The organism is Dictyobacter vulcani (genome assembly GCF_008974265.1).
In the GTDB taxonomy this organism is placed as follows: Bacteria; Chloroflexota; Ktedonobacteria; order Ktedonobacterales; family Ktedonobacteraceae; genus Dictyobacter; species Dictyobacter vulcani.
This window is the reverse complement of sequence record NZ_BKZW01000001.1, coordinates 2375888-2400721: the sequence shown is the minus strand read 5'-3', so window position 1 is coordinate 2400721 and position 24834 is coordinate 2375888. Positions and strand designations below refer to the sequence as shown.

19 protein-coding genes, 1 tRNA gene and 1 pseudogene are annotated in these 24834 nt (G+C 50.0%); 14 read left to right on the top strand and 7 right to left on the bottom strand.

Annotated features, from left to right (window positions below; translation table 11 throughout):
- The first annotated feature begins 94 nt into the window (after window positions 1-94).
- Together KDW_RS10045 and KDW_RS10040 are read left to right on the top strand one after the other, a co-directional pair.
- Window positions 95-3592, top strand: a complete 3498-nt coding sequence (locus KDW_RS10045) for a DNA polymerase III subunit alpha (protein WP_151755823.1) — start codon at window positions 95-97, stop codon at window positions 3590-3592.
- Window positions 3593-3825: 233 nt separating this feature from the next.
- Window positions 3826-5682, top strand: coding sequence for a PrsW family glutamic-type intramembrane protease (locus tag KDW_RS10040; RefSeq protein WP_151755822.1), 1857 nt, complete (start codon window positions 3826-3828; stop codon window positions 5680-5682).
- A gap of 135 nt (window positions 5683-5817) precedes the next feature.
- Here the strand turns inward: KDW_RS10040 and KDW_RS10035 are convergent, their stop codons facing one another.
- The 3 genes and pseudogenes from KDW_RS10035 to KDW_RS36505 all read right to left on the bottom strand — a co-directional run bounded on the left by KDW_RS10035 (window position 5818) and on the right by KDW_RS36505 (window position 7516).
- Entirely contained in the window at window positions 5818-6018 is a 201-nt protein-coding gene (locus KDW_RS10035) for a hypothetical protein (RefSeq protein WP_151755821.1), read from the bottom strand.
- Window positions 6019-6568: 550 nt separating this feature from the next.
- Window positions 6569-6925, bottom strand: coding sequence for an antibiotic biosynthesis monooxygenase family protein (locus KDW_RS10030; RefSeq protein WP_151755820.1), 357 nt, complete (start codon window positions 6923-6925; stop codon window positions 6569-6571).
- 37 nt (window positions 6926-6962) lie between these two features.
- A pseudogene (locus KDW_RS36505) lies at window positions 6963-7516 on the bottom strand (YciW-related (seleno)protein).
- Window positions 7517-8357: 841 nt separating this feature from the next.
- On the opposite strand from KDW_RS36505, the gene aspS reads away from it, so the two are divergent.
- Window positions 8358-9665: an aspartate--tRNA(Asn) ligase gene (aspS, locus tag KDW_RS10020; protein WP_151755818.1), complete on the top strand. Its 1308-nt coding sequence runs from the start codon at window positions 8358-8360 to the stop codon at window positions 9663-9665.
- A gap of 110 nt (window positions 9666-9775) precedes the next feature.
- Here aspS and KDW_RS10015 read toward each other — a convergent pair.
- The 3 genes from KDW_RS10015 to KDW_RS10005 form a co-directional block, all read right to left on the bottom strand.
- Window positions 9776-9851: transfer RNA gene (locus KDW_RS10015), tRNA-Ala, on the bottom strand.
- A 134-nt stretch (window positions 9852-9985) separates the two neighbouring features.
- Entirely contained in the window at window positions 9986-11407 is a 1422-nt protein-coding gene (locus KDW_RS10010) for a class II fumarate hydratase (RefSeq protein ID WP_151755817.1), read from the bottom strand.
- A gap of 85 nt (window positions 11408-11492) precedes the next feature.
- Entirely contained in the window at window positions 11493-12494 is a 1002-nt protein-coding gene (locus tag KDW_RS10005) for a TIGR03557 family F420-dependent LLM class oxidoreductase (RefSeq protein ID WP_151755816.1), read from the bottom strand.
- A gap of 368 nt (window positions 12495-12862) precedes the next feature.
- On the opposite strand from KDW_RS10005, the gene KDW_RS10000 reads away from it, so the two are divergent.
- Entirely contained in the window at window positions 12863-13453 is a 591-nt protein-coding gene (locus KDW_RS10000) for a ribonuclease FAU-1 family protein (protein WP_151755815.1), read from the top strand.
- A 141-nt stretch (window positions 13454-13594) separates the two neighbouring features.
- On the opposite strand, the gene KDW_RS09995 is transcribed toward KDW_RS10000, so the two are convergent.
- Window positions 13595-14005, bottom strand: a complete 411-nt coding sequence (locus KDW_RS09995) for a hypothetical protein (protein ID WP_162005108.1) — start codon at window positions 14003-14005, stop codon at window positions 13595-13597.
- Between the two features lie 519 nt (window positions 14006-14524).
- Here KDW_RS09995 and KDW_RS09990 point away from each other — a divergent pair.
- The 10 genes from KDW_RS09990 (at window position 14525) to nuoE (ending at window position 24735) form a co-directional block, all read left to right on the top strand.
- Window positions 14525-15232 (top strand): hypothetical protein, encoded by a 708-nt coding sequence (locus tag KDW_RS09990; RefSeq protein ID WP_151755813.1) that lies wholly within the window; start codon window positions 14525-14527, stop codon window positions 15230-15232.
- Window positions 15233-15240: 8 nt separating this feature from the next.
- Window positions 15241-15639 carry a hypothetical protein gene (locus tag KDW_RS09985; protein WP_151755812.1) on the top strand — a complete coding sequence of 133 codons (399 nt, stop codon included), beginning with the start codon at window positions 15241-15243 and terminating at the stop codon, window positions 15637-15639.
- A 150-nt stretch (window positions 15640-15789) separates the two neighbouring features.
- A complete protein-coding gene (locus tag KDW_RS09980) occupies window positions 15790-19278 on the top strand; it encodes a beta-sandwich domain-containing protein (RefSeq protein ID WP_162005107.1) in 3489 nt (1162 codons plus the stop codon).
- 210 nt (window positions 19279-19488) lie between these two features.
- Window positions 19489-19785: a hypothetical protein gene (locus KDW_RS09975; protein WP_151755810.1), complete on the top strand. Its 297-nt coding sequence runs from the start codon at window positions 19489-19491 to the stop codon at window positions 19783-19785.
- Between the two features lie 163 nt (window positions 19786-19948).
- Window positions 19949-20377 carry an aspartate 1-decarboxylase gene (gene panD, locus KDW_RS09970; RefSeq protein ID WP_151755809.1) on the top strand — a complete coding sequence of 143 codons (429 nt, stop codon included), beginning with the start codon at window positions 19949-19951 and terminating at the stop codon, window positions 20375-20377.
- 725 nt (window positions 20378-21102) lie between these two features.
- Window positions 21103-21456 carry an NADH-quinone oxidoreductase subunit A gene (locus KDW_RS09965; protein ID WP_151755808.1) on the top strand — a complete coding sequence of 118 codons (354 nt, stop codon included), beginning with the start codon at window positions 21103-21105 and terminating at the stop codon, window positions 21454-21456.
- Between the two features lie 50 nt (window positions 21457-21506).
- Complete coding sequence (locus KDW_RS09960) at window positions 21507-22052, top strand: NADH-quinone oxidoreductase subunit B (RefSeq protein ID WP_198925347.1); 546 nt, start codon at window positions 21507-21509, stop codon at window positions 22050-22052.
- 248 nt (window positions 22053-22300) lie between these two features.
- Window positions 22301-23002 (top strand): NADH-quinone oxidoreductase subunit C, encoded by a 702-nt coding sequence (locus tag KDW_RS09955; protein ID WP_151755806.1) that lies wholly within the window; start codon window positions 22301-22303, stop codon window positions 23000-23002.
- 84 nt (window positions 23003-23086) lie between these two features.
- Window positions 23087-24247 (top strand): NADH dehydrogenase (quinone) subunit D, encoded by a 1161-nt coding sequence (gene nuoD / locus KDW_RS09950; RefSeq protein ID WP_371876252.1) that lies wholly within the window; start codon window positions 23087-23089, stop codon window positions 24245-24247.
- Window positions 24244-24735 carry an NADH-quinone oxidoreductase subunit NuoE gene (gene nuoE, locus KDW_RS09945; protein ID WP_151755804.1) on the top strand — a complete coding sequence of 164 codons (492 nt, stop codon included), beginning with the start codon at window positions 24244-24246 and terminating at the stop codon, window positions 24733-24735. The genes nuoD and nuoE overlap by 4 nt, the downstream gene beginning before the upstream one ends.
- Window positions 24736-24834: the final 99 nt, after the last annotated feature.

The following is a 24834-nucleotide window of genomic DNA, read 5'->3' as shown; positions in this document are numbered from 1 at the left end:
ACTTATAAGGCTGACTATATATAACACCAATTCATCAATGCTTGCCCATCGACTCTACTATTTTTTTGAGTTTTTTTGGACGGAGGATACTTTAATGGGGGCGGATTTCGCGCATCTACATGTTCACACAGAATATTCACTTCTGGACGGTTTTAGCCGCATCAAGAAGCTTGTAAAGCAGTCTAAAGATCTGGGCATGGACCACCTGGCGATTACTGATCACGGGGCGATGTACGGAGCCCTGGAATTCTACAAGGAATGTCGCAAGGGCGGTGTTCATCCTATCCTGGGTGTCGAAAGCTATCTTGTTCCCGACCATAAAGACAAACCAAAGTTCAAACAAGGGGATAAACGCTACTATCACCTGCTCCTGCTGGCGGAAAGCAATACCGGCTATCGCAATCTGATGAAATTGATGACCCATGCCAACACAGATGGGATGCACGCCAACCGGGCTCGCATCGACAAAAAGTTGCTGGAGCAATACGGTGAAGGCATCATTGCTACCTCTTCTTGCCTGGGTGGAGAGATTCCACAGTTGTTGATGGAAGGAAAAATCGACGAAGCCCGTAATACAGCACGCTGGTTCCGCGACACGCTGGGTCCCAACAACTTTTATTTAGAGATCCAGGATCATGATGGGTATCCCGATCAGGCCGGAGTCAATCAGCATCTCTTTAACATGGCCAAAGAGCTCCAGATGCCCCTGCTCGCCACCAATGACCTGCACTATGTGGCCCATGATGACGCGCACGCCCACGAGGTACTGCTCTGTGTACAGACGCAAAGCAGCCTGAATAATCCCAAGCGCTTCAAATTCGAGAGTGACGAGTTCTTTTTGCGCAGTCCAGACCAGATGCAACTGCTCTTCCCAGAATTGGGCGACGCCCTGTTGAATACAGTCCGCCTGGCTGAACGCTGCGAAGTCGATCCTTTTGCCTATAAAGCACAGCTACCTGCGGTCGACGTGCCATCCCAGTATCGCACGCCCGATGAATACCTCTACGCCCTCTGTGAGCAAGGCATCGCCTATCGCTATGGCGAGATGACCGAACCGATTAAACGACAACTGGATTATGAGCTCAGCATCATCATCCAAAAAGGCTTTGTGCCTTACTTCCTGGTCGTCGCCGACTATGTGGGATGGGCCCGCGACCACGGCATTCGTTGTCTGGCCAGAGGATCAGCCGCGGGAAGTGTCGTAGCCTATTCCCTGGGTATCACTAACGTCGATCCATTGCGCTACCAGCTCCTCTTTGAGCGCTTCCTCAATCCTGAACGCGATGACATGCCCGATATCGATATGGACTTCCCCGACGACCGTCGTGAAGAAGTCATCAACTACCTGGCCAATAAATATGGTCACGAATGCGTCGCCCAGATGGCCACCTTTATGACCATGGCCGCCAAAGGCGCTGTGCGCGATGTGGCCCGTGTGCTCGAGAAACAGACCCTGGGGGACCGTATCGCACGCATGCTACCAACAGGACCAAAGATCACCTTAAAGGGTTCTCTGGAGTCCGTCAAAGAGTTGAGCGACCTGCAAAACCAGGATCCTGAAGCCAAAGAACTGCTGGATCTGGCACTGCAACTGGAAGGTTCGGTCCGTGGTACCGGTGTCCACGCGGCTGGCGTACTGGTCGCCAACGAGGCACTACACAACTTTGTGCCCCTGCAAATCCGTGAGGGTCGTTACTCCACCCAGTATGAGCACTCCCATCTGGAAGAACTGGGACTGATCAAATATGATATTCTGGGTCTCTCCAACCTGACCATCATCGATAACGCCCTGAAGTTTATTAAAGAAGCACGCGGCGAAGATATCAACCTGGAAAAGCTACCACTGGATCCGATTGAGGGCAATGAAGAGCAGAACGCGAAACGCGAAAAAGCCTTTAAGCTGCTGGCGGCCGGAGAAACCACAGGCGTCTTCCAGTTAGAAGGTGCGAAGATGCGCGAGTACATCAAAATGCTCGGGCCAACCTGCATCGAAGACGTGACCGCCATGGTCGCCCTCTACCGTCCGGGTCCGATGGATAGTATTCCAGACTTTGTTGACGCCAAACACGGCCGTAAGAAAATCACCTATCTGGATCCACGCCTGGAACAATGGCTGGCGGAATCCTATGGTATCATCGTTTACCAGGACCAGGTGTTGCTGATCGCAGTTAACCTGGCTGGCTTCTCCTGGGGTAAGGTCAACAAGTTCCGTAAAGCGCTCAGCAAAAAGATCATGCACGAAGTTGAGAGCTACAAAAACGACTTTATTCAGGGCTGTATCAAAAACGGTGTGGCTCCTGAAGTGGCCGATCAGCTCTTTACCTTGATCCTGCCATTCGGTGGTTATGGATTCAACAAAGCCCACGCCGCCAGTTACGCCGTGGTCTCATTCTATACCGCCTATCTGAAAGCCAACTACACCGCAGAATTCATGGCGGCAACCATGACTGCCGAGGCCGCAGACGCCACCAAGATCGCCAACGCGGTCGCCGAATGTAAACGCATGGGGGTCGAGGTCTCGGGTCCGGATGTCAATGCCTCTGAGAGCGGCTTCGCCATTGAGAACGACGGAGTACGCTTCGGACTCCTGGCCATCAAAGGTATCGGCGACGGACCAATCAATGAGATCGTCCGGGCGCGCAAAGAAGGCGGTCCCTTCAAGTCCATGGCCGACTTCTGCACCCGTGTGGATCCTAAAGCGGTAGGCAAGGGAGCGATCGAAACCTTGATCAAGGCGGGCGCGATGGACTCCATCGAAGGCGAGTCCAAACGCCACCAGATGCTGGCATCCGTTGAGCGGGCCATGCAATTCGGCAAAAGTGAGCGCAACGCCAAAGAGCGCGGCATGCTCAGTCTGTTCGGGGACCTGGAAGAGATCAGCAGTTCGTTAAGCTTTGCCCTCAATCAGAATGTCGATGAGGTACCACGCAAACAACTCCTGGCCTGGGAAAAAGAACTGATCGGGATCTATATCTCCAAGCACCCGCTGTCCTATATCATCGATCTGATCAAAGATAAGGCATCACATACCACTGCGGATATCACCGAAGAGCTCGACAAACAAAAAGTCGTGATCTGTGGCACGATTAAAGAGGCCCGACGCATCACCACTAAAAAAGGTGACACGATGTGTATTGTTCAATTAGAGGATATGTTTGGCACCATCGGCGTCACTGTCTTCCCACGTACCTACGAAGAGACCGCCGACAAATGGGTTGAAGAGAGCGTTGTCATCGTACGTGGAGAGGTGCAGGTCCGGCGTGACGAACCGGGTATCCTCTGTAATAGTGTCAGCGCCTTCCAGGCGGTCGAAGAAGAGATGAACCGCAAACAATATATGGTCTGGGTCAAACTGCAGTTAACCGGCAACGACGAACTATCCATCTCCAACGACATCATGAAGGTACAAAACATCAAACGCTACCTGAGTGAGAAACCAGGCAGAGACCATTACGAGATCCTGGTCGCCAATGGGGAATGGGAAATGCGCCTGACACCGCAGGACGACACCATATTCTATAGTGAAGAGCTACGCGCTAAACTTGAAGAAGAGCTTGGAGCAGGCACGATCGAAGCCAAAGTGCTCGCCTGAGATCCTGCTCCTATCGCGTATACCATGTCAAACCGAGGAAAGATAGTAAAGCATCCACAAACACTATCTTTCCTCTCTCAAAGCCTACTAATACCAATACTATTCATCCTTTTTTGACAGTTCCGCACAATACTCGTTATACTGAGAAGAAACCTAGGCATTTCCTCACTCGTATATTCACTAGCAAATACATTGATTGATACCATTAAAAAAAGCAGAAAAGGTTATATATTGTGGGTTTCGAATACAAGGGTTCTGCACCAGACCCCGACACACAAAAAAAGCCCTCTCCGAATGCCAACCCATCCGAGCGTAATAATGCAGGGCAACCCGGAAGATCGGCTGAGAGCCTGTCTGCCGAGAGATTAGAGCGTTACGAGGAACCACAGTATCGTGAACACGTCTCAGGACCCCTGAGATTTCCGGAGCCACCACCTCGTACACCGCAATCAGCTGCGCAGACACCATATTATCCGGCGCAGAACCAGCAGCCAGGATATAAGCCGCCATATCAGCCACCGGCACCAGCCTATGGACAACCCTATCAGCCATATGGGCAGCCACAACCTGGCTATCCAGCGCCTGGTCATAATGGACACAGACCCCAAAACCAGCCGCCAGTTGCTCAGGGGTGGGGACAGCCTTATCCAGGCCAGCCACAATATCCTTATGCGCCTCAACCAGGAACATACCAACCACAATACACTGGTTATGCTCCCTATGGGTATCCGCCATACGGGTATCCGCCGTATGGATATCCACCATTTGCCTGGGCACCGGCCAGGCCACACCGCGATACCTACCAATTTGTGATGGCCATTATCGCAACAATCTGTTCCAGTATCGTCCTTCTGACAGGCCTTATCTGTGGTTTCTTTCTCCTGTTTAGTGTAATCATGATGCCGTATAACAGCCTTGCGCAGACCAAGCCGGGACAAATGTTTAGTAGCATCACCATGCTTACTGCCCTGACGCTGGCAGGCCTTGGTGGTGGCGCATTTAGTCTCTACCATAGTATACAAGCCCTGCGTCGCAAGAAATCACACGCATTCAAGGTAAAATCCATCCCGCTTGGCAAGTTTAAGCTTCCCTGGTTTGTACTCTGGCTGGCACTGTACATTGTCATGATCATCATAGGCTTGATTATTCGTGGCAACGACCAGATCGCGTCCAATACCTTGCTCACCATTTTCCTGGTCGGGCTGGCGGGTATATTGCCTGCTCTGACCATCTTTGCCCTGGCAGCATGGAGACTGCATAATAAGAATGACGAGCGTGGGATTACCACCTGGCGACGCGTAGCAGTTGCAATGACCAGTGGAGCCACCTCTGCTATCTTATTTGCCCTGATCTTCGAAACGATCCTGGGACTGATCATTGGAGCTGGACTTCAAATCAGCACACTCAAGTTAGATGATCCAAATATGCCTATTCCTAATGATGTACGGGCCATCATCTATCTCTTCCTGGTTGTCGCGGTCGTCGCACCACTGGTTGAAGAGGGTGTGAAACCACTCGGTGTCGTAGCCTTAATCGGTCGTATTGGTAGCGCGAAAGAAGCCTTCCTGCTAGGTATGGCCTGTGGTATCGGCTTTGATCTGGTGGAGACCGCTGGCTATATCAGCATGGGTTATAGTAGCTGGGTCGATGTCGCCATTCAGCGTAGTTCAGCAGGACTACTGCATAGCTTTGGCGCTGGCATGACGGCCCTGGGTTGGTATTATCTGACCCATTCTGACTCACTCAAAAAGAGACGTATCTTGATTGGACTTGGTTGTGGGCTCTATGCGATCTTGCAACACGCCATCTGGAACGGCTCGTTTGTCTTCCAGATACTGCCAGCGCCGATTGGTCCTTACCTTGATAAAGGGACGATCATGATTGGCAGCTATCCATTGCCGGCCATCTTAATCATTTATGCAGTCTGGACAACGTTAATGGTAATCTTCTTCCTGTTTGTCACAGGCAAACTGAACGGCAAGAATATCTTTAAAAGATCCAGGAATTCTCCCGGACCAGCAAATGATCAACAGCCCTATGATCCGGCAAGAAACTATACACCTGATCAACAGCCACAACCGGTACGCTAGATATATAGTTTCAATACATGGGCGGCCAGAAAATCTCTGGCCGCCCATGTATTTTGGACGCATCCTGATCGAGATGGGGAGACCTGTCGTACCGGCAGCGCTGGTCGCCAATACGTTTCGTTGAAGGAGATAACCTCAACGGTATGGCGCGGCGTCGTGTACGTGGAGAGGGCGCCACACGCGGAGGCCGCACTGCTGCGTTTGCGCAGGCCAGCGTGCAAGCACGACGCGCAGTGCTGTGGCGCCTACAGGGATCGTGGGTGCCGTGGCCTGCTCGCACAGCAACGTGGTGGGTGAGCGCGTGGATCCTCCCCGTACCGGTGCGGAGAGGATCACGAAACAGGATCCGTCTCGGTGTGGGCGCCACAGGCATGCGAGGCTCTTTGAGCACCTCGCTCCACGAGAACGCCGCATGCCGGCCTCCGCGTGTGGCGCCCTCTCCACGTATGATTCGCTGCTTTTCTCCACAACGTCTTTCGCCGCCACAAAACTCGTTAAACGAAAAGTATTGGCCACCAGCGCTAATACTTTTCACTTAAGCCTTTTTCTGGACGAGATTGACGAAAGCATCTGAGCTGATCAGAGGCCCAGTGACTTCAAAGGATCAAGAAAAGCGAACAGGTAGGTTCGACCCTTTGGGTCGATTCGTGCCTGCATAATATCCTTGCTTGACCATGAGCAAGCCTCTTCACGCCTTGCTTCACCGCTTTTTCACTTGCGTGATCCTGCGGAGGTGAGGGTATCGTGGAGGCACGAATCGACCCAAAGGGTCGAATATACACGTTTTACCTCTCTTGATCCTTTGAGAAGGTATTCCTTCACCGTCATGCTATCATTTCAGCCATTCAATCCCTTAAGTGAAAAGTATTGGCCACCAGGGCTGCCGCTACGGGGTGGGGTGGCCATGAAAGGTTTGGCTGTCGGGCGGGGCTTGTTCGCGCTCGGACATACCATAATCCCTGATCACACCGGCAATTCGTAGTCGATAATTGGTGAAAATGGTGGTTCGTCCCTGGATCTGCGCTTCGCGATGCTCTTCCATCAGCCTCCAGGTCTTGATGGCTTGCTCATCACGCCAGAATGAGAGGGAGAGAATTTTACCCGGGCTCGACAGGCTCTCAAAACGCTCGATCGAGATGAAGCCATCAATTTCATCGAGTTGCGGACGCAAGTGAGCAGCAATATCAAGATATGCCTGTTTCTGCCCATCTTTCGGCTGAACTTCAAAAATTACAGCAAGCATAGATATCGTCTCCTTTGCCAACAACATATTCGCTCTCTCAACATTCGCGTACCTTCCGCTTCCATAGACCTTGAGAAGGAATACGTAAGGCGCGATTAAATTTGCTGGAAGCGTTTTCCCAGGCAATTATCTCGGTCAACTCAACTAATTCATCATCGTCATAATATTGGCGCAGGCGAGCGAAGAGTTCATCACCCACCTCTTGTTCTGTAATCGTCATGCAGTCAGCATATTCGAGGGTAACGCGCTCGATGTCATCATAGAGAGGACTGGTGGCATAGTCTGCCAGTGCGAGGATTTTCTCGTCCGAGAGGCCCAGATTACTGCCCACGGCAGCATTAATATCCTGTCAAAACTCGCATCTATTCAGCATGGCCACACGCCGATTGAGCAAGCACTGTAACTTCTCATCGATCAAGCCCGAGGTACTGATACCAGTCCACATCGCCCTTGCCCCCGGAAGATCGAGGGGCGCCGCGCATAAACCAGATGATTGAGTAATGGCGCCCCCCATGTTTTTTCCTGTGACTCCAGGACTTTTTTGATATATGTTTCTACCTCTTCTGGATTCACTCCGTCGATTCTTGCCATGATCAGAGCATACTCCTTCTACTTTTTCTTTTATGTTACTTGAATTATCAAACACAACTAATACTCTGTCAAACTGCGTTTGATGAGTTGTGCGTCCGCTACGCGGGCGCGCGTGGGAAGATGCCGGGGCACAGCCCCCGATCCCCCAGTCAAGGGGCTCGCCGCTTGATCATGCCCCCGGCATGCTCGCTTGCATCCCCGCTTTCCCATCAATTGATGTCTGACAGACTAATAGCCGTCCTCCTGCACCTCCTGCTACAGAATTGGAAAACTCTGGATGGCTTACATTCATGCTTGACTCAGCTTTTAAGCATATGTTATAGTGGTAGTATCAGTAAAAAAGATACAGGCCTTGAATAGGGCATGTTGGGTAGATAAGCTAATAGACAGAGAGCGATGTCCAGGCTGAAAGCATTGCCATTAGCCCTGCACCAATGACACCTATGAGCCAACCGGTGAACCATGAGGTAGTAGTCGGTTTTCGGGAGAGCGCCCGTTATAGCGCAGCGGTTTATGTTTCTCTTTTTAGAGAGAAACAAGACCTTGAAAGGTCCCGGTAAATGCTGGGATAAACGGTGGTGGTACCACGATAGGCGAAGAAATGCGCCCTCGTCCTCCTGATAGGATGAGGGTTTTTTGTTGTCTCTAAATACCTGCATAGCCAGAAAAGACAACAGGAAGAAAGGCCCAGAGAAAATGAATAACGACGGCGACGATAATGATCGCGAGGAAGGCACTGAGCATCTGTAATGTTCACGCAGGCTTGCCGGGTGTCCTTCCCCATAACCCCGTAGATTGGCAAGCCTGCCACGATTATAGATAGTAAAAGGAGTCTTTTTCGATGGAACGTATTCGTACAACCGAAGTTACAGCTCACATTGGCCAACGCATTCGTGTCGCTGGCTGGCTACACTCATTACGCCGCTTAGGAGGCATCAACTTTCTGCTTATTCGCGATGGCTGGGGCCTGATACAGGCGGTCGCTGAGACAGAAGAGGAGATCGCTGTCCTGCTCCCAGAAAGCGTGGGAACAGAAAGTATCATCGTGGTTGAAGGCGTGGTCAACAGTGAAACGCAGGCACCTGGTGGAGTAGAGCTACACGACCTGAAAATCGAACTACTCAATCCTGTGTCAGAAACGCCACCGATCTCGCTCAACAAGCGCAAACTCAACGCCCAGCCTGGTACGCTACTTGATCATGCGGTCGTGACCAACCGTCATCCTTTACGACGGGCCACGCTACGGCTTTCAGCAGGCATCATGGCCAGTTTTCGGGACATCTTGACATCCAGAGCATTTACTGAGATCCAGACACCCAAGATTGTCGCCGCCGCCACGGAAAGCGGAGCCAATGTCTTCCAACTGGACTACTTTGGACGCCCGGCCTATCTGGCTCAGAGTCCACAGTTCTATAAGCAGATTATGGTTGGTGTCTTTGAGCGTGTCTTTGAGGTCGGACCCGTCTTCCGAGCTGAGCCCCATGACACAACACGGCACCTCAATGAGTATGTGAGCCTGGACGCGGAATTCGGTTTTATCGAGAACCACCACACGGTCATGGCCTTGCTGCGAGATGTGCTTGCCCACATCCTGAACACCCTGCATGAAGACTATCGCGCCGAGCTGGAACTACTCAAAGTCGAGATGCCCAGAATGCCGGAGGAAGTACCCGCCATTCATTTTGCGGACGCCCAGGAATTGATCCTGAAGCTGCATAAGGTCGATGTCCGGGGCGAGCCAGACCTCTCACCACAGGACGAGCGCTGGCTGGGCGAATGGGCGAAACAGGAATTCAATAGCGACTTTTTGTTTGTCACCGGCTATCCAATGCGCAAACGCCCATTCTATACCTATCCAGATCCCGAACGGCCAGAGTACTCAAACTCCTTTGACCTGCTCTTCAGGGGTACAGAGTTAGTGACTGGAGGACAACGCCTGCACCGCTATCAGGACTATCTGACAGCGCTGGAAAAGGCAAAGTTGCCAGTTGAACCGTTTGAGCACTATCTGGAAGCCTTTAAATATGGCATGCCCCCACATGGAGGCTTTGCGATTGGCTCTGAACGGCTGTTGATGCAGTTGCTAGGTACGCAAAACGTCAAATTAACCACCACATTCCCACGTGACATGAACCGGCTAGTTCCCTAAACATAACCAGCAACTAAAGGATGGTGCCAGACACCCTGGCACCATCCCTTAAAATCTCCCAAAAAAGACAACAAAAAATCCATCATCTCGTCAGATGATGGATTTTTTTCTGGTGGACCTGAGGGGATTCGAACCCCTGACCTCCTCCATGCCATGGAGGCGCGCTACCAACTGTGCCACAAGCCCATGTCTGTGTATTTGTCGCTTACGAGATATAACTATACCCTATTTGTTGAACTATTTCAAGGGGTTTAGGGGCTATTTTTGCCGAATTTTTCTATTTTCTGAAAAATTCGGCAAAAATAGTCGAGGGATGATGACTAGCCCCCGGCCGGACCACCTTCCAGACCGGGTTTAGTCATGCTTTCGGGATTGAGGATACGCTCAAGTTCTTCTTCAGTTAAGCTGGTTTTTTCGCGTGCAACTTCGCGCACAGTACGACCAGTCTTATGGGCATGTTTGGAAATATCAGCGGCAGCATCATAACCGATGACAGGCGCAAGTGAGGTACAGATCGCCAGACCGCGCTCGACCATCTCGGGTCCACGTGTGGTCGCTTTCAGGTCCTTGATGCATTGGCGCGAGAAATTTGTGGCGACGGACGCTAACAGGCTGATGGACTGCAAGATGTTATAGGCGCTAACCGGCATCATCACATTGATCTCAAAATTACCAGACTGACCAGCCACGGTAATCGTCGTATGATTGCCCATCACCTGGGCGCAGGCCATACATACGGATTCCGCGATCACCGGATTGACTTTGCCCGGCATAATCGAGCTACCCGGTTGTACCGCAGGCAGTTCTATCTCGCCAATACCGGACCGTGGACCGGAGCCCAGCCAGCGCACATCGTTGGCAATTTTCATCAGGCTGACCGCGATCGTATTCAGCACACCGCTGGCCTCAACGATATTGTCCAGCGTACTCTGAGCCTGGAAGTGATTACTGGTCTCAGATACATCCACGCCATTGATCTGGGACAGACGAGCACACACCCGCGAGGCAAACGCAGGATCAGTATTGACACCGGTTCCCACCGCAGTTCCGCCAAGAGCCAGTTCAGACAACTCACTCTGAGCATGATTCAAACGGATAATCGCCCGCTGAATCTGGCCCGCGTAGCCCTCAAACTCCTGTCCCAGACGGATCGGAGTCGCATCTTGCAAATGGGTGCGCCCGGTCTTAATCACCGGCATAAACTCTTCAGCTTTAGCGGATAACTCCTGCTGCAACTCAAGGAGGGCAGGAATAAGCTTTTGCTCAATGCTGAGCACGGCTGAAAGATGGATCGCACTGGGGATAACGTCATTAGATGACTGACCAAAATTCACATGATCATTAGGATGGACCTTACGGGAGCCACGTGAGCCGCCCATAAGTTCACTGGCACGGTTCGCGATGACTTCATTGGCATTCATATTGGTAGACGTACCAGATCCGGTCTGAAAAATATCCAGCACAAAATGGTCATCTAACTTGCCATCGATAACCTCCTGGCTAGCCTGAACAATCGCGCTAGCAATCGCGGTATCGATATGGCCGAGTTCACCATTTATCTGTGCGGCCACCTGCTTGATCTGTCCTAACGCACGAATAAACGCACGCGGAAAGCGCAGATCGCTAATCGGAAAATTAAGCACGGCACGCTGTGTGCTGGCGCCATAATAAGCATCAACGGGTACCTGCATCTCACCCATAGAATCGCGTTCGACACGGGTGCCCTGAACTATTTGCGACATAGAACCTCCTCTTCGAGCCTGTTTTATCACGCAAATATTATATCACCGTACCGGTAGCGCTTGCCGCCGCTACGGTGACGGGGGGTTAACGGGCGTTTTTGGCGCGAATGCGTGGCAAGACATCTCTGGCATAGGCGTTGATAAAGGCTTTTTGATCGGGTCCTGCGTTGTGGAAGATCAGGCAATCAAAGCCCATGTCGATGTATTGCTGCGCGAATTGCACATGGTCATCAATACTGGTGGAGAAGCAACCAGTGCTCTTGACTGTATCAGCACCAACGACTTCACCATTTTCCTGCGACATCGTAGGGGTATAGATGTTCTGATCAAACAGCGCTGGGATATATGTCCCGGCCCAGTATTTTAAATTTGCCTGAACGGCTGCGTCGATGTCCTGTCCATAAGCAACATTCAGCTCGATGATGCGCACCATTTTGGATGGATCTTTGCCTGCCTTACGGGCAGATTCTTCAAAATTACCGATAATCTCTTTATAGAGATCAGGCTTTTTACCACCAACCGACCAGATACCATCACCATAGTGGCCCGCGAACTGGGCACTGTGTGGTACAAGGGATGAGATGATGATGGGAATTGGTGAGGTTGGAGGCGTATAAAGTTTAGCTTTACGCGTCTTATAATACTTGCCCTCATAACTCAATTCTTCACCAGTCCACAGTCCACGAATAATCTCGATCGACTCGGCCAGACGGTCACGTCGCTCCGCATAACTAGGCCATTCGCCGATCGCGGCAAACTCATTCAGCGCCTCACCGGTTCCCAGGCCAAGTCCGGTACGGTTGGGCGCAAAATGCGAGACGGTCGCAGCCGCCTGGGCGATAATCGAAGGATGATACCGTAAGATCGGGCAGGTCACACCGGTACTTAATTTAATGCGCTCGGTCTGCGGAGCCACCGCGCCCAGCCAGGTCCAGGTAAAAGGAGACTGTCCGGCTTCGCTCCATGGATGAAAATGATCGCTCACATCAATCCAATCATAGCCCGCTTTATCGGCGCTAACAGCGTATTCCATCAATTCAACAGGAGGATACTGTTCGGGGCCTGCTTTCCAACCAAGTTGTACCATTATTTCATCTCCAATCTTCACACTCTATAAGCTTGAAACACATTCGTGAGCGGCGCTCACACGATTAATTAGCATGCTGATACACTGCAAGATGCTGGCTTTTTGACACAAGCTGATCCATGCAGAAAAGAAAACTACTAAGTAAACATGTGTTACACGTATCCACATATTTACTCAGGTACGCGCAACAAGGCGGAAAAAAGTTTCGATACGTAACTCCTATCTGCAGGGCAAATATCCAGGACGGTCTGCTGTAAGTAGTCAGAGAGATGCGCAATAAGAAGGGATTTAACTTGTTTCTTTGTGTACTATTCATTTATAATCGTAGGTATAAACTCGGCTAGCTGTATAAAGGGAGGTTGCAATATATGTTACTTGAGGCAGTTATACGCAAAATGCTGGTAGATGGAGATCAATGGGCCAGCTGGCAGGGCTATCATATTCCTGTAAGCGAGCAATACTTTGTCATCTGGACCCCCATCGGGACACCGATGCACTGGAAACCCGGTACCTGGCTGGCCCATAAGCATCAATTGAGTTATTTCTGGCCGGGCAAGTGGTACACCATACACGCAGGCTATGATGAACAGGGAAAGTGCATCAGCGCTTATTGCGATGTGGTTTTGCCACAGACAGGCTATACCAATACGGCTAAAGAACTTATCTACACGGACCTTTACGTTGATGTGGTTGTCCGCGAGGATTACAGTGTCTACACCAAAGATCAAGAAGTATTTGAGAGGGCCGCCAGAGCTTATCCCATTGTAGAGCAGTCTCGCCAGCAATCTTTTGAAGCCCTCGATTGGTTGGAAGAACAGGCGACGCAATGGACGGGACCTTTTGAGAAAATTCCACGGCAACTCCCACGCACAGATTTTGAAACGCTCGATGCACATGAGGCCAGAAGTGTCCTGCAGAGAATTTCCACATCAAATGATCAAGGAAAACAAAACAGGTAGATTTTATTCCCCATTTTCCCCTAGATTTGAATTATATGGACAAAAAAAGGTTGCAGGCGTCGTTCATTCAATAACACAAATAAAAAAGCATAGCTATGAAAGGATAGCTATGCCAGGGGATAAGAGGCATACGGGCAAGGCCTATACGCGATCTAAGACAGTGATCTTCCACGTTTTTGCGACTTTTTTCAATGTCAGGTGAACGTGGTAGTGAATACTGGAACTGCGATCAATGGTTAAGATGACCCGGGTTGAATCAGTGGAGGCAGGGTCTATCTGCATGTCAACAATAGAACCATTCTCGACATCAGAAGTCTTTGCCATCTGGATGTAGGTGTCCTGCGTCAATTTTTGCCCTCTATCAGTAGCGGCGCTCGGATCTAGAAAAGTATAGGCTTTCACATAATTTTTGGCTTTGACCGCCTGACAATAGTCGGCGACGACTGGAATACTCAAAATGGCAGTTTTCGGCTCTACTACCGGAGTTGGAGTCGGGTAGGTGTAGTGATAGGGGTAGAAACTTTGGTCACAGGGCAGGACTGACCGGATCATTACATGCTACCAGATAGATAGCCAGAATAGCCGTAAATAAGCCCAACAATACATATCGCTTCATAACTTATCTCCTCTTTATGCTTCCTATGTATAACATATAAAATAGCAATTGTCTATCAGAATTAACCGAACCATCTGACCTCTGATAGAGCATACAATTACATTATCCAAACAGCAAGAATTTCTTGCCCGTATAGCACTCACACACATATAACATTAAAAAATATTAATAATCTCACATTTAAGTACTTTATACCTATTTGTAAGACGGTAATTTGTTATTTACAAACTAATGATTTATATATTACAATATATAACCATAAAAACATAGTGCGAAGATAGAGGGTACAGCTACACTAAGTGGTGGATGCGTTGAAAAAGGGACTTGAAAAATGACGTATTACACGGCACACTGTTTGTATGAAAAAACAACAGAAAGCGCCAATGAACACGTCTTCTCAATTTTGCCCTAATTTGACGTGTTCCGCAAGGGGTCAAAAAGGGCAAGGAACTATTGTGGTTCATGATCGTCAACGTGAACGCTATCGTTGTAAGGTCTGCAAAAAAACGTTTACATCCCGAACAGGAACCATGTTCGAAGGGCTCCGCAAACCAACCGAGCTCATTGTCATTGTGGTAACTTTGCTTGCCTATGGCTGTCCGGTGCAAGCGATTGTCAAAGCCTTTCGTTTAGATGAAAGAACCATTGCCAACTGGCGAGATCGCTCTGGAGCACATTGCCAACGGGTCCATGAACAAATGATGCAGCAGGCTGACCTCACTCTGAGTCATGTGCAAGCCGATGAAATTCGAGTCAAAGGAAGAAAAAAGGTCATCTGGATGGCCCTGGCGATGCTGGTTCCTACGAGATTGTGGTTGGCAGGCGTGGTGCAGCCAACTCGCGATACTCCGTTAGCCGATCGGTTGTTTGAGCAGGTTCGTCAGTGGACCAAGCACATCAGTGCGATCCTGGTCTGCGTGGATGGCTGGCCAGCCTATCCACACAGTATTGAGCGAGCCTTTCGCTCAAAAATCAAGCGCACAGCTGGAAGAGGACGCTGTTGTCTGGAAATGTGGTCGGGATTGGTGATTGGACAAGTGATCAAGCGTCAATACAAGCATCGTGTGGTTGAAGTGGAACGGCGTTTGCTACGTGGGGATCCGCATTGTTACAAACGACACCAGGATGCACGATTCTCAATACGGCGTACATTGAACGATTGAATGGCACCATGCGAGAGCGTTTGGCACAGTTAACCCGGAAATGCCGACATGCCGCATGTCGGCTTGAGAGCTTGCATCACGGCATGTATCTGTTGGGTGTCACCTACAATCTCTGTTGGTCCCATCAACAGTTGAGCACAAATCAGCAGCAGATCAGTCCGGCGATGGCCAGCGGTTTAACCGATCATCTGTGGAGTATTGTTGAGTTGTTAACGTACAAGGTCGTGCCCGAACCCTGGCACGAACCGAAAAAACGAGGACGCAAACGGATCAAACCGTTGCCTGATCCTAATCAGTCAAAGCGACCACGAGGGAGACCTCGTCTTCGACCGTTGCCTGATCCCAATCAGCCAAAACGGCCGAGGGGGCGACCTCGTAAAGTCATTTTGAGCTCATCCACCGTTTAGTGTGGCTGTACCAGATAGAGGGGGGTGAGGATTTTTATATAATATGCATGCATTATTTTGCATATGACATGCAGAAGAAATGAGAAACCTGATACTTATTATTATCTATAAGAAAGCATAGCCGTAAAAATGGTATTAAGGAGATTAAGGATGATTTCCCAGGATTCATCTGCTCAAAATCACGACTCCACTTTTAAACCGTTCAGACCAACACTATCAATGAAACGCCGACAGCTATTTTTAGCCCTCAGCTTTTTGGTGGTATTTGGTGTAGCAGGAGGAAGTTTCCTTACACTCAACCTGGCTAATCCCAGATTTGCTCATGCAGCTTCTGACAGTAGCGCGATCACCACGTACAAAGGGAACAATGCGCGTACAGGTCAAAACCCAAATGAAACGATATTAACTACCAAAAATGTAACACAAAATCAATTTGGGAAACGCGTAACCTATCCGGTCGATGGACAGATCTATTCAGAACCTCTGTACGTACCAAATTTAACGATCAATGGTCAGGCTCATAACGTTGTCTTTGTCGAAACCGAACATGACTCTGTCTATGCATTTGACGCCGACCAGACAACACCAACCAATCCTCTCTGGAAAAAATCATTCTTAATCAATGGAGCAACCACGGCCTCGAACCTGGATGTCTCTTGTAACGATATGATCCCAGAAACAGGCATCACCGGAACGCCTGTCCTGGATCCTGCCACCAGCACTATGTATGTTGTGGCCCTGACAAAAGAAAACGGCAACCTGATCTACCGCCTGCATGCGCTTGACTTCACCAGTGGGGCGGAGAAGACCGGTAGTCCCACCGTCATCAGCGGCTCCGTGAAAGGGAGCGGGCGAGGGAATGTCAACGGAACACTAACCTTTACACCTCTGGTTGAGCGCCAGCGTTCAGCTTTGTTGCTCTCCAATGGGCAAGTCTATATTGCCTTTGCCTCATTCTGTGATGTTGGTTCTTACCATGGCTGGATCATGAGCTATGATAGCTCAAGCCTCCAACAAACGCATATATACAATAATACACCCGATGGCATCGGTGGTGGTATCTGGGGTGCCGGTGGTGCTCTGACCGCCGATAGCGCAGGCAACATCTACACTGTCAGCGGAAATGGTGACTTCAACTTAAATCAAGCCGGTGGGAGAAATGGTGGCGACTCCTTTATCAAACTGGGACCCGATCTCTCCACCAATGCCAACAACTACTTTACTCCTTTCAATCAATCCTGCCTACAACAAGCCGACGCCGATCTGGGATCAGGCGGGCCAGTCCTTATTCCTAATACCAATATGATGGTTGGAGCGGGTAAAGAAGGTCGTGTCTATGTCATAGACAGAAACAATATGGGCAAATATACCAGCCTGCCGGGTCTCAACTGTGGTGCGACATCAAATGATCGCAAACGCACAGACATCGACAAAGTCCATCAAGAATTACCGCCTGCAAGCATTGGTGGTATGTTCAGTTCTCCGGTCTATTGGAACGGAACCGTCTACTTCAATGGTGTTAATGATCACATCAAAGCATTCAAATACAACTTTAGCACCGACAAATTAGAGACCGCTCCATACGCTCAATCGCCAGAAACCTTTAAGTTTACCGGTGGAGATGCAGTACTCTCAAGTAATGGCACCACCATCGGAACTGGTATCCTCTGGGCTATTGATCCATTGGGAATTTTGAGAGCGTATGATGCGAATAACATCTACCATGAAATTTACAATAGCAGCCAAAATTCAGCTCGTGATGGGCTTGACAGTTATGTGAAATTCACAACGCCGACAGTGGCCAATGGGCAGGTTTTTGCGGGAACCAAAACAAGCTTGACCATCTATGGCTTGCTTGACAACGTGCCACAACCAACCCCCACACCAATCTCAACAGTAACCCCGACCCCACAACCAACCGGTACACCAGTGACTGGAGGTTCCGGCTTCAATAACGCGGGCATTGCTGATGACACCAATCCAGGTGGCTCGAACTTTGACGGCCTGCACAACAGCTATTCCAAACAAGAGCTACAGTACAATGGCATTAACGCCGGTGACAATGCCTTCTATAACAACATGGTCTTTACCTGGCCAGATATCACCTCAGGTTCACCCGATAACTATGTTGCCAATGGACAAACAGTCAATGTTACTTCAGTGAGCAATGCGAATATTCTCGGTTTCCTGGGATCAGCAGCTGGCGGAACTTCGTATGGCACGGCGACTATCAACTACACTGATGGCAGCCATCAAAACTTCACACTGGGTTTCAGCGACTGGACCCTGGGTGGAGGGAATGCACCCATTTCCTTTGGTAATGGCAAAATGGCCACGCTTAATTATCGCGACACGCCAAATGGTTTCCAGCCTGTTACAAACTACATTTTCTATGCCGATGTGGTTATGCAGACGGGCAAAACGGTACAAAGCGTGACCTTACCTGGTAAGACCACTGGCGGTGCCCTCCACGTCTTCGCAATCGCCACCAAACAAGGCACAGTTACGACAAACCCGACACCAACAGTGCCGTACAACAACACTGGCACCAGCGACGATACAAATCCCGGGGGAGCCGCACTGGATAGCAAATATAGCTACTCAGCACAGGCAACCCAGCTGGCAGGACTCATTCCAGGCGCGTCCGTCAATGCATATGGGGCGACCTTTGTCTGGCCAGCCGCAAATCCAGGCACGCCAAACAACTATCTGGTTCAGGGACAGGTTATTCCAGTCACACCAGTAGATGGAGCGCAAACCCTGGCATTCCTGGGCTCGTCAACCGTTGGCAATTCACAGGGGTCAACAACGATAACCTATACAGATGGATCAACCCAGGCATTCTCGTTAGGTTTCAGTGACTGGACCCTGGGTGGTGATAATCAGTCGCCGGCTTATGGTAATCAGATAGCAGTTACCATGCCCTATCGTAACTTTGCCGGTGGAAAACAGAGCATCAACAACTTTGTCTTCTATGCTGAAGTTAGCTTACAAGCAGGAAAAATGATCCAGTCAGTTACCCTGCCTGGTAGCACAACGGGCGGGCAGATGCATGTATTCGCTATCGCAACCACAAGTACAGCAGCTAACCCAACCGTAGCCTACAACAACGCTGGCAGCTCAGATGACAACAATCCGGCAGGCGCAAATCTCCAGAGCAATTATAGTTATTCAGCCCAGGCCCTGGCCGCAGCTGGTCTGAAGCCGGGTGGCTCAGTTATCGTAAACGGAACCAGCTTTATCTGGCCTTCCGGCATCGGACACAATAATAACTATGAGGCCAACGGCCAGATTGTTCCAGTGAATGCGATCTATGGAGCCAGTACCCTGGCATTCCTTGGCTCCTCTACACTTGGACCTTCTGCCGGCACGGTTGTTATCACCTATACCGATGGTACAACCCAGACAGAAAACCTCGGCATGAGTGACTGGGCACTGGGTGGAGGAAATCAGTCACCATCCTATGGTAACCGTGTTGTCAGCACCATGCCTTACCGCAACAATTCAGCGGGCCGGCAAACGATGAAAAACTACGTGTTCTATGGTGAGATCACCTTAACAAACTACAAAGTATCCGTGAAGAGCATTACGCTACCAAACAATTCACACCTGCACATTTTCTCGGTCGCCACGCGCTAGTCATAGCGCGTAGCTAGCCAAAAGGGAGAGGGGACTTCACTGAAGTCTCCTCTCCCTTTTTTTGCATTCTGCCAATCATGTCCAGAACAAAGTAATAGGGACTTGTTATTCATCAGCACTCTCTCATATAATAAAAAGCAGTTTACCGCCAGAATTGGCTTGTAAACGCCATTATAAGACCTTGTACGATAGCTGGTATGGAAAGAGAGAATGGTGGTAAGAGAAATAGCAGCTGAGCTGTGTGAGCAGCTCCAGCAGCACGGTATCACTCAGACAGATGAAGTAACGCTACGCCAGACGTTAGAGCAGTATGTCGCGACCTATACCTTGATCAAGCTCGCCGAATGGCCAGCGCGGCGCTGGAAATGCCAGTACCGCCTGATGATGAAGGATAATATGTATGACGCCCAGAGTGTTCCTGAAGCCTATGCCCGGGCAATTCTGGCCATGCTCCAACAAGCCACGGCAAACCAGGATACGCCCAACGAGCAGTCTGAGACCGACTAATCAGCAAAGAAACAATCAGTACTATTTCTCATATACCGTTACCTTGTTCCTATACTGTTTCCATTTTGGTATCAATATCGTTTAATATTATTAGGTGGAGAAAAATAAGAATACATCCACTGATTTTTGATTATTCTACTACGGGAAAGGAACCGTTACACTTATGCAACGTACCATGTGCAAAGGGAAGATCCATCGAGCCACTGTCACCCAGGCCAATCTGAACTATATCGGTAGCATTACGATTGACCAGGATTTGCTGGATGCCGCCAACATTTACCCTTATGAAAAAGTGCAAGTGGTAAACATCAACAATGGCTCACGTTTGGAGACCTACACAATCGCAGGTGCTCGTGGTTCCGGTGTCATTTGTTTGAATGGTGCAGCCGCACGTATGACCGCCGAAGGTGACAAAGTTATTATCATCAGTTATGCCCAGTATGACGAGGCAGAGATTCGTAGCCTGGTGCCACAGATCGCCTTCGTTGATGATGAGAATCGCCTGACCGAGAAAAAAGATGTGCCTTTGATCGAAATGTTGACCGAATTTGCTGATCAATTGACACCTGAAGTTGAAGCTGTCCTCTCATAGGAGCTTCAAAGTAGTCTAGTTCATTCGGCCTGATGGGTTGGATGAATTACTACTTACCTTCCACCTAACAAACGTTAGTTAGCGTAATGAAATTTCCTCAACCTGGTAGTAACTCTCCCAAATGCACATCTGAGCGCGTATAATTATGCCTTTTTGTGATACATAGAGGAAATAAAAGATATAAAAAAAGTTATGCTGATACATATTGTTTATCGTCCTGGTAGCCTTATAAGACTACCAGGACTTTTTTGTGTGCATTAAACAAACCGCCTCGTACCGGCAGCGCCGGTCGCTGCGATCACTTCGCGCATGAACAGGTTCCCTGGTGACCCTCGTCTCGCTGCCACAAACATAAGAACATAAGACATTTACGCAAATATCTTATGTTCTTATGTTCTTATGTTCTTATGTTGAGTAGTAGCGGCGTACGTCGAGTGGTCGCAGCGACAGGCGCTAATACTTTTCGGTTAGCGAGACGTTGAGAGATGGTTGGACGTGACCAGCAAGCCATATGTACGTGGAGAGGGCGCCACAAAAGCGCTTCAACGAAACATATTGGCGACGAGCGCTGCCGGTACGGGTGTTGTGCGCAGTGGTTGAATGCCCTTAGAGTTTGACTTTATCACCTTCTCTATGCTACGATACTTAATGAGGAAGTGTACTTTGGACACCTCATAATGTGTGTCTATACGTGTATATTTTGTAGAAATGAAGGGCCCCCGTCTATGGGAACAGCACTCCCCGTTTTCATTTATGTAACGTTAGCTGTCCTCTTCGGCCTCCTGGTAATGGCGGTCACCGCTATCCTTGGGCCAAAAAAGCCCTCGCCGGAGAAATTAGCCCCTTATGAATGCGGTATTCAAGAGATCGCTGCGCCGAAGCGGCGGTTTCCTGTGAAGTATCTTCTCACTGGTATGCTTTTTATCGCGTTCGATATTGAAATTGTTTCTTTTTATCCTCTCGCCATCTTGCTCAATAAGTTGCAATTATTCGGATTAATCGAATTACTTGTCTTTTTGGTCGTTTTGATGGTGGGTTATGTCTATGTTTGGCGGAAGGGAGCCTTTACATGGGAGTAAAAAATCCCTGGGAGCCTGTACAGACATACTCAAATACTCAGACGCCTCGGATGCGCCGCGATTTGCCGGTGCATGAAAAGGATGGGGGCTTCGGTATTTTGACGACCCAGGTAAGTAAGGTGTTAGGCTGGGGACGAAGTTCTTCCCTCTGGCCTGTAACCTTCGGCCTGGCTTGTTGCGCGATTGAGATGATGTCTGCGCAGGGTAGTCGCTTTGATATGTCGCGCTTTGGCGCGGAAGTCTTTCGGGCCTCGCCACGACAGGCGGATCTGATGATTGTAGCTGGTCGCTGCTCAATCAAAATGGCGCCAGTTTTGCGGCAGATCTATGATCAGATGCCTGAGCCGAAATGGGTGATTTCGATGGGCGCGTGCGCCTCTTGTGGTGGCGTATTTAATAATTATGCCATTGTTCAGGGCGTGGATAAGATTGTGCCCGTCGATGTATTTGTGCCGGGTTGCCCGCCGACGCCTGATATGTTGCTTTTCGGTTTCAATGAATTACAGCGCAAGATTCGCGAAGGTATTCCCAATCCTCCTGATCCTTTGAAGGATAGTGGTTTGAAGCTGGCTGGTCCTGTTCAGGACGAAGCCTAGCCGCGACGCTGGTGCTGGTTGCGGGGCTTTTTTTGTTGCCCCTGGTTGCCTTTTCACAACGGATAAATCTGAGCGGACGATGATGTTTGGATTAGAGTGGTGGCGGATGGAGTGGTGGCGCCTGGTTTATTTTCCCATAAAGGCTAATCTTTAAACTTTGCTGTTCGCTCTTCAAGGACTTATTACAATTAAACGACAGTGGTGTCGGCATAACTGGTGTTCTACACGTTGAAGGAATGCTTAATAGTATGGTCATAACAGCAGCATCGACGGTCGAGATGGTGCAAAGTAGGTTCCCACAGGCAATCGTGGAAGTGGTTGAGTTTCGGGATGAGCAGACAATAGTGCTGCAGCCAGAGTCCCTGGTTGAAGTATGTGCTTATCTTAAAAAGGAGTTAGAATATAATTTCCTGGAAACAGTAACCGCGGTTGACTGGCCGGAACGTCTACCCCGTTTCGATGTCGTTTATCATCTTCTTTCTTTACCTCATCGGTGCTATCTGCGCCTGAAGGTACGGGTGGGACAACGCCGCGAAGAACATCCCGCGGTCCCGTCTGTCATTGATATCTGGCCCGGAGCCAATTGGTATGAGCGTGAAGTCTTTGATCTGTTTGGGATCACTTTTACGCATCATCCTGATTTGCGACGCTTGCTGATGCCTCCCGATTGGACCACACATCCACTGCGGAAGGATTATCCTCTCTCTGGCTTTGAACTGCCCGAACCCCACTGGGGCGGTCAGGTTCCTTATGATGTTGATCCTGGAGTTGGCGATTATTATCAACAGACACTGCGAACCTCTGAGGGCCGTGGCCTGAATGAGAGTCGAGTGCAGCTGAATCCTTCTCAGGAGCCCGGTACGTTCTCTCCTACCACTGAACGGGATACCACAAACTCTTCTCCCTCGGTGAATGGACAGACTTCCCGGGCTGACAAGCGTAAAGGATAATCAATGAAGCAGCAAGAGATTGAGAAGAATACCTATACCATTGAGGATAGTCAGCCGCTAGATGGTGGTCAGCGCTCCGATACGATGACGATCAATATGGGTCCTCAACATCCGAGTACCCATGGTGTGTTGCGCCTGCTCCTGACGATCGAGGGCGAGACAGTCATCAAGGCGATTCCTGATATTGGCTTTCTGCATACCGGCATCGAGAAGACGGCCGAGTCGAAAAGCTATCACCAGGCGCTGGTCCTGACCGATCGGATGGATTACCTGGCTCCTCTAAACAATAATCTGGCTTACTCTCTCTCCGTTGAGCGCTTGCTCGGCATTGAGGGAGAGATCAACGATAAGATTAAATATACGCGTGTCATTCTGGCCGAATTGCAGCGTATCGCCAGCCATCTGGTCTGGCTGGGAACCCACGCGCTCGACCTGGGCGCGATGAGTATGTTTCTCTATTGTTTCCGTGAACGCGAGTTGATCCTGGATGTGTTTGAGCTGATCTCAGGTGTGCGTATGATGACCAGCTTTATTTGTCCGGGTGGACTGCAGGCCGAGTTGCCACCACAGTTTGAGAAGACGGTGCGCGCCTTTACCTCGGTCTTTCCAGCGCGTTTGCAGGAATACCATGATCTGCTCTCTAACAATCAGCTCTGGCTCGAACGGACCAAGGGCATCAGTCTCCTGAGTAAGGAAGATGCGATCGCATATGGGGCGAGTGGCGCAGTGCTGCGCGGTAGCGGTGTCGTCTGGGATATCCGCAAAGCCTTCCCATATTCCGGCTATGAGCAGTTTGATTTCGATATACCGGTCGGTTCCAATGGCGATGTCTATGACCGCTACATGGTCCGCATGCTTGAGATGGACCAGAGCCTGAAGATTATTAATCAGGCCCTTGAAGGACTGCCAGCGGGCGCGTATCGCGTCGGTGGACCCAAAATTGTGCCGCCACCCAAGTGGCAGATTACTGGCAGTATGGAATCACTGATCCATCACTTTAAGCTGTTTACCGAGGGCTATCGTCCACCGAAGGGTGAAGTCTGCGTGCGTACCGAATCTCCCAAGGGAGAACTGGCCTTCTACATCGTCAGCGATGGCGGTCCACAACCGTATCGCATGCATGTACGCGGCGCTTCCTTCGCCAATCTCCAGGTGCTACCACTCATGATCGAAGGCGGTTTCCTGGCGGACGTAGTGGCGGGCATTGGCAGTATCGATATCGTGCTAGGAGAAGTAGACCGATGATTTCTGAGCAGGCCAAACAACGCATGCGGGAACTGGCCTCCCGCTATCCCATGGCACGTTCTGCGGTGATGCCTTCGTTACATATCGCCCAGCAAGAAGAGGGCTATATTACCCCTGAGGGGCTGCGCGCAGTGGCTGAAGCGATTAACCTGACGGTCGCTGATGTAGAGAGTGTCGCCACTTTCTATACTATGTATTATCAGAAACCTCAGGGCAAGAAGATTATTAATGTGTGTACCAGTATCTCTTGCTATCTGCGCAACTGTGACAGCCTGGTCTCTCACCTGGAGAAACGCCTCGGGATTAAACGCGGCGAGACAACCGCAGATGGCAACTACACCTTAAATACCGTTGAGTGCATCGCTTCCTGTAGCTCAGCACCTGCTCTACAAGTGAATGGGGAGTTCTATGAGAATCTCACCCAGGAAAGTGCCGACGCCCTCATCGATCAGTTAGATCGCGAACTTGGAGTCGAGAAGCGCGTGTAGAACACACACCGCCTGCCTCATCTTTATCCATGTGAGCAGGTCATCTCCAATCCGATGCATATGTGGGTACACCCTACCTGCACAAAGGATGTAATGCAT

Coding starts and splice junctions, on each gene's coding strand:
- KDW_RS10045 (WP_151755823.1), top strand. CDS start 95: ATGGGGGCGGATTTCGCGCATCTACATGTTCACACAGAATATTCACTT.
- KDW_RS10030 (WP_151755820.1), bottom strand. CDS start 6,925: ATGCTTGCTGTAATTTTTGAAGTTCAGCCGAAAGATGGGCAGAAACAG.
- aspS (WP_151755818.1), top strand. CDS start 8,358: ATGGAACGTATTCGTACAACCGAAGTTACAGCTCACATTGGCCAACGC.
- KDW_RS10010 (WP_151755817.1), bottom strand. CDS start 11,407: ATGTCGCAAATAGTTCAGGGCACCCGTGTCGAACGCGATTCTATGGGT.
- KDW_RS10005 (WP_151755816.1), bottom strand. CDS start 12,494: ATGGTACAACTTGGTTGGAAAGCAGGCCCCGAACAGTATCCTCCTGTT.
- KDW_RS10000 (WP_151755815.1), top strand. CDS start 12,863: ATGTTACTTGAGGCAGTTATACGCAAAATGCTGGTAGATGGAGATCAA.
- KDW_RS09995 (WP_162005108.1), bottom strand. CDS start 14,005: ATGATCCGGTCAGTCCTGCCCTGTGACCAAAGTTTCTACCCCTATCAC.
- KDW_RS09985 (WP_151755812.1), top strand. CDS start 15,241: ATGCGAGAGCGTTTGGCACAGTTAACCCGGAAATGCCGACATGCCGCA.
- KDW_RS09980 (WP_162005107.1), top strand. CDS start 15,790: ATGATTTCCCAGGATTCATCTGCTCAAAATCACGACTCCACTTTTAAA.
- KDW_RS09975 (WP_151755810.1), top strand. CDS start 19,489: ATGGTGGTAAGAGAAATAGCAGCTGAGCTGTGTGAGCAGCTCCAGCAG.
- panD (WP_151755809.1), top strand. CDS start 19,949: ATGCAACGTACCATGTGCAAAGGGAAGATCCATCGAGCCACTGTCACC.
- KDW_RS09965 (WP_151755808.1), top strand. CDS start 21,103: ATGGGAACAGCACTCCCCGTTTTCATTTATGTAACGTTAGCTGTCCTC.
- KDW_RS09960 (WP_198925347.1), top strand. CDS start 21,507: ATGCGCCGCGATTTGCCGGTGCATGAAAAGGATGGGGGCTTCGGTATT.
- KDW_RS09955 (WP_151755806.1), top strand. CDS start 22,301: ATGGTCATAACAGCAGCATCGACGGTCGAGATGGTGCAAAGTAGGTTC.
- nuoD (WP_371876252.1), top strand. CDS start 23,087: ATGACGATCAATATGGGTCCTCAACATCCGAGTACCCATGGTGTGTTG.
- nuoE (WP_151755804.1), top strand. CDS start 24,244: ATGATTTCTGAGCAGGCCAAACAACGCATGCGGGAACTGGCCTCCCGC.